Source organism: Halostagnicola sp. A56 (genome assembly GCF_000691505.1).
Classification (GTDB): domain Archaea; phylum Halobacteriota; class Halobacteria; order Halobacteriales; family Natrialbaceae; genus Halostagnicola.
In genome coordinates this window covers 176,302-189,810 of sequence record NZ_JMIP02000019.1, presented here as the reverse complement: position 1 = coordinate 189,810, position 13,509 = coordinate 176,302, and the positions used below count along the sequence as shown (strand labels likewise).

At 66.3% G+C, this 13,509-nt stretch carries 14 protein-coding genes; 7 read left to right on the top strand and 7 right to left on the bottom strand.

Annotation, left to right across the window (positions count from 1 at the left end):
* Positions 1 to 15: 15 nt before the first annotated feature.
* The gene (gene gatD / locus EL22_RS10910; protein ID WP_050051524.1) at positions 16 to 1,266 is read left to right on the top strand and encodes a Glu-tRNA(Gln) amidotransferase subunit GatD; all 1,251 of its coding nucleotides are present in this window, start codon (positions 16 to 18) and stop codon (positions 1,264 to 1,266) included.
* 124 nt (positions 1,267 to 1,390) lie between these two features.
* The gene (locus EL22_RS10905) at positions 1,391 to 2,350 is read left to right on the top strand and encodes a GNAT family N-acetyltransferase (protein WP_050051523.1); all 960 of its coding nucleotides are present in this window, start codon (positions 1,391 to 1,393) and stop codon (positions 2,348 to 2,350) included.
* Positions 2,351 to 2,405: 55 nt separating this feature from the next.
* Here EL22_RS10905 and EL22_RS10900 read toward each other — a convergent pair whose 3' ends face one another.
* Positions 2,406 to 2,681 (bottom strand): ubiquitin-like small modifier protein 1, encoded by a 276-nt coding sequence (locus EL22_RS10900; protein WP_050051522.1) that lies wholly within the window; start codon positions 2,679 to 2,681, stop codon positions 2,406 to 2,408.
* Positions 2,682 to 2,961: 280 nt separating this feature from the next.
* Between EL22_RS10900 and EL22_RS10895 the strand changes: the two genes are divergently transcribed.
* Complete coding sequence (locus EL22_RS10895; protein ID WP_050051521.1) at positions 2,962 to 4,143, top strand: NAD-binding protein; 1,182 nt, start codon at positions 2,962 to 2,964, stop codon at positions 4,141 to 4,143.
* An 87-nt stretch (positions 4,144 to 4,230) separates the two neighbouring features.
* Here the strand turns inward: EL22_RS10895 and deoC are convergent, their stop codons facing one another.
* The gene (gene deoC, locus EL22_RS10890) at positions 4,231 to 4,911 is read right to left on the bottom strand and encodes a deoxyribose-phosphate aldolase (protein ID WP_050051520.1); all 681 of its coding nucleotides are present in this window, start codon (positions 4,909 to 4,911) and stop codon (positions 4,231 to 4,233) included.
* 164 nt (positions 4,912 to 5,075) lie between these two features.
* Between deoC and EL22_RS10885 the strand changes: the two genes are divergently transcribed.
* The 3 genes from EL22_RS10885 (at position 5,076) to EL22_RS10875 (ending at position 7,339) form a co-directional block, all read left to right on the top strand.
* Positions 5,076 to 5,897 (top strand): DUF63 family protein, encoded by an 822-nt coding sequence (locus EL22_RS10885; protein ID WP_050051561.1) that lies wholly within the window; start codon positions 5,076 to 5,078, stop codon positions 5,895 to 5,897.
* 117 nt (positions 5,898 to 6,014) lie between these two features.
* Positions 6,015 to 6,896 (top strand): carbohydrate kinase family protein, encoded by an 882-nt coding sequence (locus EL22_RS10880; RefSeq protein ID WP_050051519.1) that lies wholly within the window; start codon positions 6,015 to 6,017, stop codon positions 6,894 to 6,896.
* A gap of 140 nt (positions 6,897 to 7,036) precedes the next feature.
* Complete coding sequence (locus tag EL22_RS10875; RefSeq protein WP_050051518.1) at positions 7,037 to 7,339, top strand: HalOD1 output domain-containing protein; 303 nt, start codon at positions 7,037 to 7,039, stop codon at positions 7,337 to 7,339.
* 52 nt (positions 7,340 to 7,391) lie between these two features.
* On the opposite strand, the gene EL22_RS10870 is transcribed toward EL22_RS10875, so the two are convergent.
* Positions 7,392 to 7,655: a hypothetical protein gene (locus EL22_RS10870; protein WP_050051517.1), complete on the bottom strand. Its 264-nt coding sequence runs from the start codon at positions 7,653 to 7,655 to the stop codon at positions 7,392 to 7,394.
* 162 nt (positions 7,656 to 7,817) lie between these two features.
* Here EL22_RS10870 and EL22_RS10865 point away from each other — a divergent pair, with 162 nt between their 5' ends.
* Positions 7,818 to 8,546 carry a nucleoside phosphorylase gene (locus EL22_RS10865; protein ID WP_050051516.1) on the top strand — a complete coding sequence of 243 codons (729 nt, stop codon included), beginning with the start codon at positions 7,818 to 7,820 and terminating at the stop codon, positions 8,544 to 8,546.
* 39 nt (positions 8,547 to 8,585) lie between these two features.
* Here EL22_RS10865 and EL22_RS10860 read toward each other — a convergent pair whose 3' ends face one another.
* The 4 genes from EL22_RS10860 to purH form a co-directional block, all read right to left on the bottom strand.
* The gene (locus EL22_RS10860) at positions 8,586 to 9,698 is read right to left on the bottom strand and encodes a glycosyltransferase (RefSeq protein ID WP_050051515.1); all 1,113 of its coding nucleotides are present in this window, start codon (positions 9,696 to 9,698) and stop codon (positions 8,586 to 8,588) included.
* Between the two features lie 75 nt (positions 9,699 to 9,773).
* Positions 9,774 to 10,253 (bottom strand): hypothetical protein, encoded by a 480-nt coding sequence (locus tag EL22_RS10855; RefSeq protein WP_050051514.1) that lies wholly within the window; start codon positions 10,251 to 10,253, stop codon positions 9,774 to 9,776.
* 137 nt (positions 10,254 to 10,390) lie between these two features.
* A complete protein-coding gene (locus EL22_RS10850) occupies positions 10,391 to 11,215 on the bottom strand; it encodes a GNAT family N-acetyltransferase (RefSeq protein WP_050051560.1) in 825 nt (274 codons plus the stop codon).
* Between the two features lie 446 nt (positions 11,216 to 11,661).
* Positions 11,662 to 13,347 carry a bifunctional phosphoribosylaminoimidazolecarboxamide formyltransferase/IMP cyclohydrolase gene (gene purH / locus EL22_RS10845; protein WP_050051559.1) on the bottom strand — a complete coding sequence of 562 codons (1,686 nt, stop codon included), beginning with the start codon at positions 13,345 to 13,347 and terminating at the stop codon, positions 11,662 to 11,664.
* Between the last annotated feature and the right edge of the window lie 162 nt (positions 13,348 to 13,509).

The following is a 13,509-nucleotide window of genomic DNA, read 5'->3' as shown; positions in this document are numbered from 1 at the left end:
CCGCAACCACCGGGCATGAATCCAGGCGATCGCGTTCGCGTCGATTCCGACGATCGAACGTACGAAGGCGTGTTGCTCCCCTCGAGCACCGACGACGATCTCGTCGTGAAACTCGAAGGCGGGTACAACGTCGGGATCGACCGCGAGGGATCCGAGATCGACGTTCTCGCCGAGGACGTCTACGAGATCGACGGCGCACAGGACGGCGACGAAGGCGAGGCCTCGACGGTCGAGTTCGACGACGACCTCCCGACGATTTCGCTCATCTCGACGGGCGGCACCATCGCCTCGACGGTCGACTACCGCACAGGCGCGGTGACGGCCCAGTTCGACGCCGAGGACGTCCTCCGGGCGGTGCCGGATCTCGCCGGCCGGGCCAACTACCGCGGGCGCGTCGTCGCGAACATCCTCTCGGAGAACATGGAACCGCCGATCTGGCAGGACCTCGCACGCACGGTTTACGAGGAGATAGAGGCCGGAGCCGACGGCGTCGTCGTCATGCACGGCACCGACACGATGCAGTACTCCGCCTCGGCGCTCGCGTTCATGCTCGAGACGCCCGTCCCGATCGTCTTTACGGGCAGCCAGCGCTCGGCCGATCGGCCGTCCTCGGACAACGTGATGAACGCCGTCTCGGCCGTCGAAGCCGCCAAGAGCGACTGCGCGGAGGTGCTCGTCTGCATGCACGCGAGCGATTCGGACACGACCTGCGCACTCCACCGCGGCACCCGCGTCCGCAAGAACCACACCTCGCGCAGAGACGCGTTCGAAACCGTCGGCGCGGAGCCACTCGGCACCGTCGACTACGAGAGCGAGGACGTGACCTTCCGCCGAGCGAACCGGGAACGCGACGCCGTCGACCTCGAGCTATCGCCCGCCCTCGAGACCGACGTGGAACTCGTGAAGTTCACGCCCGGCATGGACCCCGCCTTCCTCGAGATCGCCGAGGGCTCTGCGGGCCTGATCGTCGAGGGAACCGGCCTCGGACACGTTCACACCGACCTCATCCCGAAAATCGAGGACTTGATCGGGGACGGCACGACGGTCGTCATGACCAGTCAATGTCTCGAGGGTCGGGTCTGTGACCGCGTCTACGACACCGGCCGCGACCTGCTCGAGGCGGGCGTCCTCGAGGGCGAGGACACCCTGCCGGGCACCGCGAAGGTCAAGCTGATGTGGGCGCTCGAGAACAGCGAGGACGTCGACGAAGCGATGGGCACGTCGCTCGCGGGCGAGATTCGGGAGCGCTCCGTCCCCTGGGAGTAGCGAGCCGCTTCACCGGTTCCGGCGGCCTGCTGATCCGCCCGACGGTCGGTATTTCGAGCGTCGTCCCGTTTCTTGCGAAGCGTTTTCGTATCTCACCGGACAACTGACTAGCGTTCGATCGACGATGACAACAGGTTCAGACGCCGACGCCGTGGAAATCCGCCGCGCAACTCACGACGATTACGAGGACGTGGCCGCGTTCACCGGCCGGATCTGGGCGGATCGCGGCGGCGACTACATCCCCGACGTCTACCACGACTGGCTCGAGGACGACGACGAGACGGGAAAGAAGACGTTCCTCGCCGAACTCGAGGGCGACGTGGCCGGCATCGTTCAGGGAGTCATGCTCTCGCCCGAGGAGGCCTGGTTTCAGGGCATGCGCGTCAACCCCGCCTACCAGCGCCGGGGCGTCAGCCAGCGGCTCAACGAGGCGTCCTTCGAGTGGGCTCGCCGACAGGGCGCGACGATCGGTCGCGTGATGGTCTTCTCGTGGAACTCCCCGTCGCTCGGGGCGGCTCGAAAGAGCGGTTTCGAGCCGATCACGGAGTTTCGCTTCGCCACGCCCGAACCCGACGCGGATGCGTCCGGGCCGCTGTCGGTCTCGAGCGACCCCGCCGACGCGTGGCGATTCTGGCACGAAAGCGACGCCCGCGATCACCTCCGCGGGCTCGGGATGGCACTTGAGCAGAGCTGGGCGCTCAGGGAACTCACGCGCGAGGACTTCCCGCGGTTCGCCGACGAGACGGCACTGTTCGCGGTCGAGGGCGACGACCCCGCCGCTGGCCCGGCGACGCCCGAGCGCGGCGGTGTCCGCGCAGTCGCGTATCGAACGCGAACCATGGAACAACCCGAGGACGGCGGGGAGACGACCCTCGCCGAGTACGGCGTCGGAGCCTGGGCGGACGTCGACGCGGCGCGGTCGCTGTTCGCGGCCATCGCCCGAGACGCCGCGTCGCTCGGGGTCGACGAGACTCGAGTTCTAATCCCCGAAACGGTCGAATACGCCAGCGACGCCTCCTACGCGGGCGTCGGCGTCGCGGACGAGCCGGATTTCGTTCTGGGGATCGATCTCACCGGTGCGTGATCGTTACGCTGCCAGTACGGGTCACCTTGCGCTATCGCCGTAGAACGAAACTCGCCTACCCGCCGCTGACCGGCGGGAACAGCGCCAGTTCGTCGTCCGCCTCGAGTTCCGTCTCGAGGCCCTCTTCTCGCGTCTGGACGTTCGTTCCGTTGCGGAGGACGTTGATCTGCGTGCGCAACTCGCCGTCCTCGAGCACCCGCTCTTCGAGCGCCGGTCGGTCGGCGAGCAGCGCCTCGAGTGCGTCTTCGACCGTCGCGTCTCCGTCGACGTCGACGGAGACGTGTTTGTCGCCCGCCAGTTCGGCGAGATCGGCGAACAACTTCCAGTTCATGTGGGGCCGTATCAGCGCCGCGGGCAAGTAGCTACCGCTCTCAGCAACGTCTCGGTCGCGCCACTCTCAGCAGTATGTTAGTTACACCATTCTCGGTAGCGTACCGACCGCGCCACTCTCGGCAGTGTTGCGGTCCGCTACTCGAGGCTGTCCCAGCCGCGGGTTTCCATCCGTAGGCCCTCCATTCTCGGGTTTCCACCCGTGGACCTCCCACCCGCGGACCCGCGCTCGAGTGCACCGAACGAAGACGCTTATCTGACCGCGTCTCCGATGCAGCCGTATGGCCGACGAGCAGCGCCTGGAGTGGCTTCCGGACGACTGGAAGTGGCTGGTGACGACGCGAGTAGCCGTGACGCTGGCCCTGCTCGTCGCGTTGCTGTCTGTGTTCACTGGTGTCATCCAAATCAGTCAGGAGACCGTCCACGAAGGTCCCCTCGCCGGTATCGTTCCAATCGCTGTACAGGAGACCGTGGGTTTTACCGGCGCGCTGACCGGCTTTCTGATGGTCGGAAGCGCCCTCGCGTTGCGCCGCGGCCTGCGCGTCGGCTGGTACGCGACGCTGCTCTTGCTCCCCGTGACCGCGATTCAGGGGCTGTTGCAGGTTCGGAGATCCTCCATCCCACTCGTCGCCCTCTCCGTGCTCGCGATTCCGTTCTTGCTGGCCAGCCGCGACCGATTCGACAAGAAACTCTCGCTGACGACGACCCAGATAGCCGCGGGAGCCGCGCTCGTCGGCGTTCAGGCCTATGGCACGTTCGGCTCTTACACCCTGCGAGAGAGCTTCGACGGCATCGACACCCTGCTCGACGCCTTCTACTTCACGCTTATCACCTCGAGCACCGTCGGTTACGGCGATATCGGGCCGCAGACCCAGGAGGCGATCCTGTTTACGATGTCAGTCGTCGTCCTCGGCGTCGCTAGCTTCGGTATCGCGATCGGTGCCCTCGTCGGCCCCGCGATTCAGGCCCGCATCTCGAAAACCTTAGGAATCATGACTGACTCACAGATCGAACTCATCGACCGACACGTCCTCGTGCTCGGCTATGGCGAACTGACCGAACCGATCGTCGACGAACTGACGACCAGCGGCGAATCGTTCGCCGTCGTCACGGACGACGAACACGCGGCCGAGTGGCTTTCAGAGCACGAAGTCCCGGTCGTCGTCGCCGATCCCAGCGACGAGGAACCGCTCGAGCGGGCGAATATCGACGGCGCTCGGGCGATCCTCGTCGCGACGGACACGGACGCCGACGACGCGCTGGCGATCCTGACGGCGCGCCAACTCGCGCCCGACACGCCGATCGTCTCCGCCGCGACCGACCGCGAGAACATCCCAAAACTCGAACGCGCGGGGGCGGACACGGTCATCAGCCCGGCCGTCCTCGGCGGCCACCTGCTCGTCCGATCCGCGCTCGGTGACGACGAGTCAGCCCTGATCGACCGGATAGTCGACGAGGAGTAGTCGGCGGCTCGATCGTAGTGTAGCTGGTGATTTGACTACTCGAGGGCGTCTGGAAAGTGACCGGTTTGGAGCGTCTGCAACGGGCCGCTACTCGGGAGCGCCCTCGAGGATCTCGACCCCGCTCGAGGCCCCGATTCGCTCGGCGCCGGCCTCGAGCATGCGAATCGCGTCGTCGTAGCTTCCGACGCCGCCGCTGGCTTTGACGGGGAGGTACTCGCTCATGAGTTCGACATCGCGGACGGTCGCGCCGCCGCTCACGGTTTCACCGTTCGCACGTTGTTTCTCCGAAACAACGCTCTCCGCGAACCCGGTCGAGGTTTTGACCATCATCGCGTCCGCGTCGACGGCTGCCCGACAGGCGTCGCGCTTTTGCTCGTCGGTCAACAGCGCCGTCTCGATAATTACCTTCACCGGGATCGGCACGGCCGCGACGAGCTCCTCGAGCTCGGCGGCGACGGCTTCGAGGTCACCCGCCTGCAGGCGTCCGATATTAATTACGACATCGAGTTCGTCCGCGCCGGCCTTCCACGCGAGGACGCCTTCGCGGCGTTTCGTGTCGTGGTCGTTCTGTCCGTGGGGAAAGCCGATCACCGTCGCGAGCGTTACGTCGGGCGCGTACGCCGTCGCCTCCTCGAGATAGTACGGCGGGATACAGGCGTTCATCCCGTAGGCCGCGGCGTCGTCGAGGACGGTCTCGATGTCCGCGGGCGTCGTTTCGGGGCCGAGAACGGTGTGGTCGATCAGGGATGCGAGTTCGTGCCGGTCCATACCACGACGAACGCTCGGAGGCTGAAAAATACGCCCGGTTCTCCGCGGCCGCGAGTCCCGGCCGAAAGCGACCTCCTCTCGGCTCGCGTTCGCGCCACATGACCTCGAGGGCGCTGTCCGCGGATCGGAAGCGGTTAGTCGCTGGCACGTACCAGTTGCCGTATATGGTGCTCCCAGAGGGATTCGCCGTCCCGCCGCTGGAACTTCTGGTGCCGCTTCTGTGCGCGTTCGCCGTCGCCCTCGCACTGGTGTGGAAAACAGCTCCGCCCGTGACCGATCGAACGGTGCTTTCGTTTACGCCCTGGATGATGCTCGGGTCGACGCTGTACGTCCTCTATCAGGTCGCCGCTGTCCCCGACGCGATCGCGCCACTGTTCGGCGCGCCGGTCGTCTACGTGACGACGGCGACGCTCGCGGGACTCGTCTGGGTCGCCGGTCGCGCACTCGAGCGGGCGAGGCCCGAACTGTCCGCGGAGGTCGTCCTCGGCGTCGTCGGTGCCGTTTGTTTCGTCGCCGCTGCAGGGTACGCACTCGAGACCGGCCGCGAAACCGGGACGCTCGAGGGGTTCTGGCCCGCCGTCTCGATCGTCCTCGCCGCGGTTCTGGCCGCGATCGCCTGGCTCGGCGTGCGGCGATGGGCGAGCGAGACCGCCGCATTGGTGGGCACGACGGGGATACTCGTCGTCTTCGGCCACGCACTCGACGGCGTTTCGACCGCCGTCGGCTACAGCGTGCTCGGCGCGAGCGAGAACGTCCCCGCCTCGCGACTGATTCTCGCGGCCGGCGAGGCGCTGCCGACCGCCGAGTATATCGGCGCGAGCTGGCTGTTCGTTGCCGTCAAGGTCGCGCTCGCGCTGGCCGTCGTCGGCCTGTTCAAAGAGTACGTTCGCGACGCGCCCCGACAGGCGCGGCTCCTGCTCGCCTTTATCGCCGCGGTCGGGCTCGGCCCCGGCGTCCACAACGTGGTGCTCTTTACGATCGCTTGAGGTTCACCGCCGATAACCCGCAGCGAGGCTCGGACGGCAGTCTCCGAACGCGACCGTCCCTCGACAGCTCCTGAACGCAACCGTTTTTCTCCCGCGGTGCCGTGTTCCGAGCCGTGAATGGTCACGGTGCTCATCGCCGGTCACGTCAACTGGGACGTGACCCTCCGCGTCGATCGATTCCCGGAACCAGACGGTGAAGCGGCGATCCGGTCTCGACACCAGTCCGGCGGTGGGAGCGCCGCCAACGTCGCCACCGCGCTTTCGAGACTCGAGGTCGAGACGGGAATCGTCGGAAGCATCGGCGACGACGAACACGGTCGCCTGGTCCGGCGCGACCTCGAGCGGACTGGCATCGCGCTCGAGGGGCTCCGGGTCGTCGAGGACGCCGCGACTTCGGTGAAGTACCTCCTCGTCACCGACTCGGGGGCGGTTTCGGTGCTCGGCAACGACGGCGTCAACGAGGCGATCGGGCCCGAAGACGTCGATCCGGAACCGATTCGAGCGGCAGAGCACGTCCATCTGACGAGTCAGCGACCCGAGACGGCCGCCGAAATCGCGCGGCTAGCGGACCGAGCGGGGGCGACCGTGAGCTTCGATCCGGGTCGCCGACTCGGCGACCGCGAGTACGCTGACACGCTCGCGCTGGCCGATATCGTCTTCGCGAACGGTCGGGAACTCGAGACGATGGTCGACGGCGACGACCCCGTCGCGGCGTTCACCGAGGGAACGGTCGTCGCCAAACTCGGACGAAACGGCGGCGAAGTCCACACGCCGGACGGCTCGTTCGTCCACGAGGGGTTCGAGGTCGACTCGATCGATACGAGCGGCGCGGGCGACGCCTTCGCCGCGGGCTTTATCGCCGCGCACCGTCGAACGGGGGACCCCGAAACGGCGCTCGCGTACGCGAACGCCTGTGGCGCACTCACCGCGAGTCAAACCGGGTCACAGAGCGCGCCGACGATCGACGCCGTCGAGACCTTTCTCGAGGGTCGAGGGTGACCGACACGGATATATGACCGGTCGTGAAAGATTCGGACCCAGCGTCCTGTCCGTTCTCAGTTAGTGTCGTCTGACGGTAGCTATATACCCGGCGCCGTTGGCCCTTCGACCAGAAAGTCACGATTCCGTGACTGAGAGACATGATGAAAGGTACCCCCTGGGCGTCTGCACCCGGCGACAATCGCACGCACGTCCAATACGATAGACGCGACGACGAACCGCCGAGCGTCGCCGTCGCAACGGCGCTGGCGTCGTTTCACGGCGAAGACGTGACCGCTGGCAGCACCCAACTCTACCAGTATATCGATCCCGACGCGCTCGACGACCTCTTCGAGAGCACCCTCGGTGGCACCGAGCGGTCGATGGGAATGGTCCGGTTCGAGGCCGACGACGCAACCGTCGTCGTCGGCCCCGAGCGGGTCCACGTGTACGCAACTCGCTGACCGACGTCTCGCATCGGACGACGCGTCCCGAACCGGCCGAACGCCCCACTGGTTACGGGGCTGTATCGGTCGATCCACCAACATCGGTCGAACGCCGCATCGGCCGAACGCCGCATCGGCCGAACGTCCCGTACCGGTCGACCCACCAACATCGGTCGAACGCCGCATCGGCCGAACGTCCCGTACCGGTCGACCCACCCGCACCAACTGAACGTTCCGCACCGGTCCCGAATCGATCGATGCGTTTCGAACCGGTCGACGCGCCGCTCTGACGCGCTCGAGCAGTCGCCTGCCGCTCTCCGATCTGTACTTTCATCGCTCGTCTCGATCGTTTCGCACGGCTGTTACCGTCTCGGTCGGGGTCGTCGAAACACGACCCGACCGTCGGGGTTGGTGACTGCTGTCTCGGCGATGGCCGCTCGAGACGACCTGAACGGACTGGAGAAGGTTTTTCTCGCCGCCCCCGGAATCGGTGGGTATGGCGACACAACCGCATTTACTCGTCGACGAGGGCGATCTGACGGACATCGCGTTGATTCCCGGCGATCCGGGACGCGTCGACCGAATTGCGAGCCACTGCGACGACGCCGAGACCGTCGCACAGAACCGCGAGTACAAGGTCGTCAACGCGAGCTACGAGGGACGGGAGCTAACCATCTGCTCGACCGGAATCGGCTGTCCGTCGGCCGCGATCGCGATAGAGGAGTTGGCCAACGTCGGCGTCGAGACGTTCGTTCGCGTCGGGACGACCGGCGCGCTCCAGTCCGACATCGAAATCGGCGACATGATCGTCGCGACCGGCGCGGCGAAAAACGAGGGGACGAGCAAACGGTACGAGGCCGTCGAGTACCCCGCCGTTCCGGACTACGAGGTGCTCTCCAGCCTCGTCGACGCCGCCGAAGCCAACGACGAGGACGTTCACGTCGGCCCGATCGCCTCCGACGACGCCTACTACGCCGAGACCGACGCGGCCGTCGACGACTGGGAGGCCGCCGGGCTGCTCGCAGTCGAGATGGAAGCCGCCGCGGTCTTCTCGCTCGCCCGTCGGAAGGGACTGCGCGCGGGTGCGATCTGCACCGTCGATGGCAACTTAGTCGAGGGAACCCAGAAGGGGACCGACACCGACGACGACGAACTGCCCGAGAAGGCGAAGAACAACGTCGGCCGAGCGATCGATCTCTCGCTCGAGGCCGCGACGACCCTCTGAACGCCGGCGATCGCGCTTCTATTTTCGACTCGGTCTCGATCACAGTAGCTCGTCGTAGCGCGCCGCCAACTGCTCGAGGGAGTGCTCGACCGAGAGCATCGGCCGGCGTCGGCGACAGAGGTCCGACAGCCTGTCACGTTCTGCCAGCGTTCGCCCGAGCGCCTCCCGAAAGTCCTCGAGATCCCCACCTTCGTACCGGTATCCGGTCTCGCCCTGAATCACGGACTCGGTGAGTGCGCCCGCATCGACGGCGACGACCGGGGTTCCACACGCCGTCGCCTCGAGCGCGACGAGGCCCTGTGTCTCGACGGGGCTCGGAAAGACGAACGCGTCGAGCGCCGCGTAAAACGCCGGCAGTTCCTCGCGCTCGAGAAATCCGAGAAAGCGCACGTCCGCGTCGGTCCTCGCCGCGTGCGCTTCGAGCGATTCGCGGGCGGGACCGTCACCGGCGACGACGGCCGTCACGTCCGTTCCCGCGACGCCGTCGAGGAGTTCCTCAAGATTCTTTTCAAATCCGTGGCGGCCCGTGTACCCGACGATTGGATCGTCGATCCCCGCGAGTCCGTGCGCCTCGCGAAACGGCGTCGGATCGACCGGTCGAAAGAACTCGGTGTCGATCCCGTTCGAAACGATGCGCACGTCGGCGTCCGCGGCGACGCGCTCGAGCAAGTTCCGTCGAGCGAACGCTGTCGGCGCGATGACGCGGTCGGCGAGTTCGAAGACGGACCGCTCGTAGGCGCGCGTGAGTTGTTCCAGCCCACCGACGAGCGCGTCCGGCACGTGCTGGCCCGCCCGGTCGCCGAGCAGCGTGTGATAGGAGGCGACGGTGGGGATCCCGTGCTTTCGCGCGTAGCGAATGCCGGCGATGCCGACCGTAAACGGGGTGTGGACGTGGACGACGTCCGGGCGCTCGAGTCCGCTCGGAATCCGCGGCACGCCAAGCCGGTAGCGTGGATACAGCGGCGCCTGAACGCTCGGGACCGCGTACTCCCCGACGTCGGGGTCGTAGCCGTCCATCTTCGGAAAGACGACCGCCATCGAGTCTCGAACGCGCGGCCACCGGTCCCGCCAGAGCGAGACGGTGTAGGTGACGCCGTTGACCGTCGGGTGATAGAGGTCGGTAAACGCCGCGACGCGTTCGACTCGCCCCATTGTCGGCGAGTCAACCGGGCAGTCCTAAAACTATGCTCTCGTTACGGCTCGCTCGAGACGGCAGCGAGTCACTCCTCACTCGACGCTGAACGAGACGCCGTGGCGTCCCAGCAGCGCTCGCATTCGATCGACGCCCGATTTCGTGTCCCACCCCTCGCCTGTGTAGTGTTTGTACGGGTGGCGTATCCAGGAATACTCGCGGTGGGCGAACACCTCGAGCGACCGGTCGTCGGTGCGAAACAGCGCGACGTGGAGCTGCCACGTCGAGAGCGGCGACGGTCGTCGAACCCAGCTTCCGGCCGATAGCCGGCCGTCGCGGTGGACCTTCAGCGAGGCGATCGGCTCCGGCGAGAACGACATCGCCTCGAGGTCGGCCCGGAACTCCTCGAGGCTGCGCTGGACCGTGCCGACGTACTCCGCAGGGTGTTGGCGACACTGTGCGAACCCGCCCAGCGGCTGTTTGAGTCGGTGAAGCGTCGGCAGAACGCGCCGTCGCGCTCGCGTCCGTAGCGGGAGGGGAGGCCGAGCGCGAGACGGGTCGTCGGTGCTCGTCACGAGTCGTTCGTAACGCGGCCCCCGAGCAAAGCTTTTCTGGAGCCCGGTCGCCCGCGAACCCTCGCACGTGAGCCGCTCGGTCGAATCCCGTTACTCGAGTAACGAGGTTCGCCCGAGGCCCACCACCCGAGACCCCGTTACTCGAGCCAGATCCCCATCAGCACCTCGTCGGTGAACGAGTCGTCGATGCAGTACTGGCGCTCGCGTTCGCCCTCCCGCTGCCAGCCCTGCTCCGTAAGGAACTCGATCGCCCGCTCGTTGGTCGCCGGCAGGTTCTGGGTGACCTTTCGGTAGCCGGCCTCGTCAGCCCACTCGAGGCCGTACTCGAGGAGCGTCGAACCGATCCCCTCCCGTCGAACCTCCGGGCGAACGCCGACGGTCACCTCGGCGGTGTGGCGAAGCGACGGCAGTTCCGGCGCGTCGAGGTGGAGCCACCCGACGACGTCGGAGCGCGGCTCGGATTCCGTCTCGGGGTCCGGCTCGAACGTGGCGACGAAGAACACGCGGGATCGATCCGCGTTGGCCCGGACGAGCGCGGACTCGCGCTCGAGTCGGTCGGCCACATTCTCGGCGACGATGTACTGTTGCTCGCCTGCGATCTCCCGCATGGCGTCGACGAGGCCGTCGCGGTCGAACTCCCGAGCCGGTCGGATTCGGACGACGCCGTCCTCGAGTTCTACGGTTCGCTCCGGCGCGGTCACGCTGATCCGCAGGCGGCCGTCGGTCTCGAGCAGGTAGCCGTCCGTTTTCAGTTCGTCGAGCGCGTCCTGTAGTCGGTCGCTCGAGGGCCTGACCTGCTGGCGGTACTCCGCCGACCGGGCCGGCTTCGATGGGGACCCGCCGGCGTCGACGCGGATCGCTCGAGCGAGTTCGTCGGACGGGACGGCCCCGTTTCGCTCGACGTACTCGTACACCCGCTGCTGGAGGGGATCGTCGAACGAGAACGTCGGATGGGTGCTCATGGAGTCGAACCCGACGACGGCGACCATAATTATGGGCGCCGTACTGTGGCTCCCGTTCGCTGGGTGTGTGGGAACGACCGATTTCCCGACCGTGCCGGGCTGTTTTCGCACGCCTGACTTCGATCACAGCCTGCGCGCTCGACTCGAGTTCCCGTTGGGTTGCGGTCGCGGTTTCGCTCCGTCACCCCAGTTCGGTGTTTTTAATATCTCATTATAGGGTTTATTAAACCAACTCGCGTCTCGAGTTCGTCTCTGTTTCCTACCAGCGAGCGTCAGGATGCCCGGGAAATCGAGATATAGCTCGAGTCGTGTCGAAAACAACGGAAGACTCGATCCGCTCGTCTTCTGAGCGTTCGACACTCCGTCGCTGCCGCTCAGTCGTGTCGAAAACAACGGAAGACTCGATCCGCTCGTCTTCTGAGCGTTCGACACTCCGTCGCTGCCGCTCAGTCGTGTCGAAAACTCCGCTTCCCCGTAAACGCCATCGCGATGTCGTGTTCGTCCGCGGCCGCGATCACGTCCTCGTCGTTGACCGAGCCGCCGGGCTGGACGACGGCTTCGATGCCGGCCGACGCGGCTTCTTCGATGCCGTCCGGGAACGGGAAGAAGGCGTCAGAAGCCATCACGGCACCCTCGGCGTCCTTGCCCTCCGCGTGCTCGTCGGCTTTCATCGCCGCGAGTCGCACCGCGTCGACGCGCGAGACCTGTCCCATGCCGACGCCGACCGTCTCGGTTCCCTTGGTGAACAGGATGCCGTTCGACTTGACGTGTTTGAGCGTCTGCCAGCCGAAGACCATCGACTCGAGCTCTTCGTCGGTCGGCTCGCGCTCGGTGACGACCTCGAGGTCGTCGACCGAGATCGACTGCGTGTCGCGTTCCTGGACGAGCCGACCGCCGACGAGCGGTTTTTCGGTGAAGCGTTCGGTTCGCTCGCCGAGTGCTCGCGGCTCACCGCCGCTCGTTCGTTCCGAGGCGCTGTGCGCCTCGCGACCCACGTCGAGCACTCGCAGGTTGTCCTTCTCGAAGAGAATCTCGAGGGCGTCCTCGCTGTAGCCCGGCGCGACGACGACCTCCTTGAACGAGTCGATGACCTGCTCGGCGGTTTCTGCATCGCACTCGCGGTTGAGCGCGACGATGCCGCCGAACGCGCTCATCGGGTCCGTCGACAGCGCCTTCTCGTAGGCCTCGGCGAGCGAATCCGCGGTCGCACAGCCCGCCGGGTTCGTGTGTTTTATCACCGCGGCTGCCGGCTCGTCGAACTCCTTGATTAGATTGAGCGCGCCGTCGGCGTCGTTATAGTTGTTGTACGAGAGCGCTTTGGCCCCCTCGTTCAACTGCTCGGCGTGGACGACCGAGGCTTCCTCGCAGGTGTAGTCGGTGTAGACCGCGGCGTCCTGATGGGGGTTCTCCCCGTACCGAAGCGTCTCGAGTCGATCGTTCGAGACGAGGCGGCGACCCGGCAGGCCGTCGTGGTCGCCCTCGGCGGTGGTCGCAACGTCGTCCGCGACCGAAACCGTCCCGCTGTCTTCGTCGACCGTGACCGCGTCCTCGGCGAACCACTTCACCGCCCGCGGGTACGCCCGGAACTCGCCCTCGTAGAGCACCCGGTCGGCGAGCGAATCCTCGTCGTCACCCTCGTAGACCGGGATCGGCTCCTGGGTCACGATCGGGCCGGCGTCGACCTCGCTTTCGACGACGGTTCCCTCGTCGTCTGTCGCGTCGGTGACGACGTGGACGGTACAGCCTGTCGTCGAGACGCCGGCCTCGAGCGCGTCGCCCCAGGCGTCCATGCCGGGGAACGACGGCAGCAGCGAGGGGTGGACGTTAAGCGTGGTCGGCGCCGCTTCGAGGAACGTATCGGTGAGAATGCGCATGTAGCCGTCGAGACAGACCAGGTCGAACTCGTAGTCGGCAAGCGCCTCGAGGACGGCCTCCTCGTGGTCGGTTCGGCTCATCTCGTCCTCGAGCGGGACGACCTCGGTCGGAACGTCGCGCTCGGCAGCGCCCTCGCGTACTGGAGCGTCCTCGCTCGTGGTGAGGACGACGGACAGTTCCGCGCCGCCCGGCGCGCGGTCGGCGATGTTGAGCAGGTTGCGCCCGCGGTTTCCGGCCATCCCGGCGATTCGAATCATACTCGAACCCGCGCTCGCAAACGGGAAAGTGATTGCGGTCTCGAACGGCATAATATGCATGAATGTGGGTATAGATACTCGCCACGAACCGATGTATCCCGGACAGTATGCACGCTCGTGGCCCCACGTTTCGATACGCTTTTGGACCGCGCTGGAGGATGC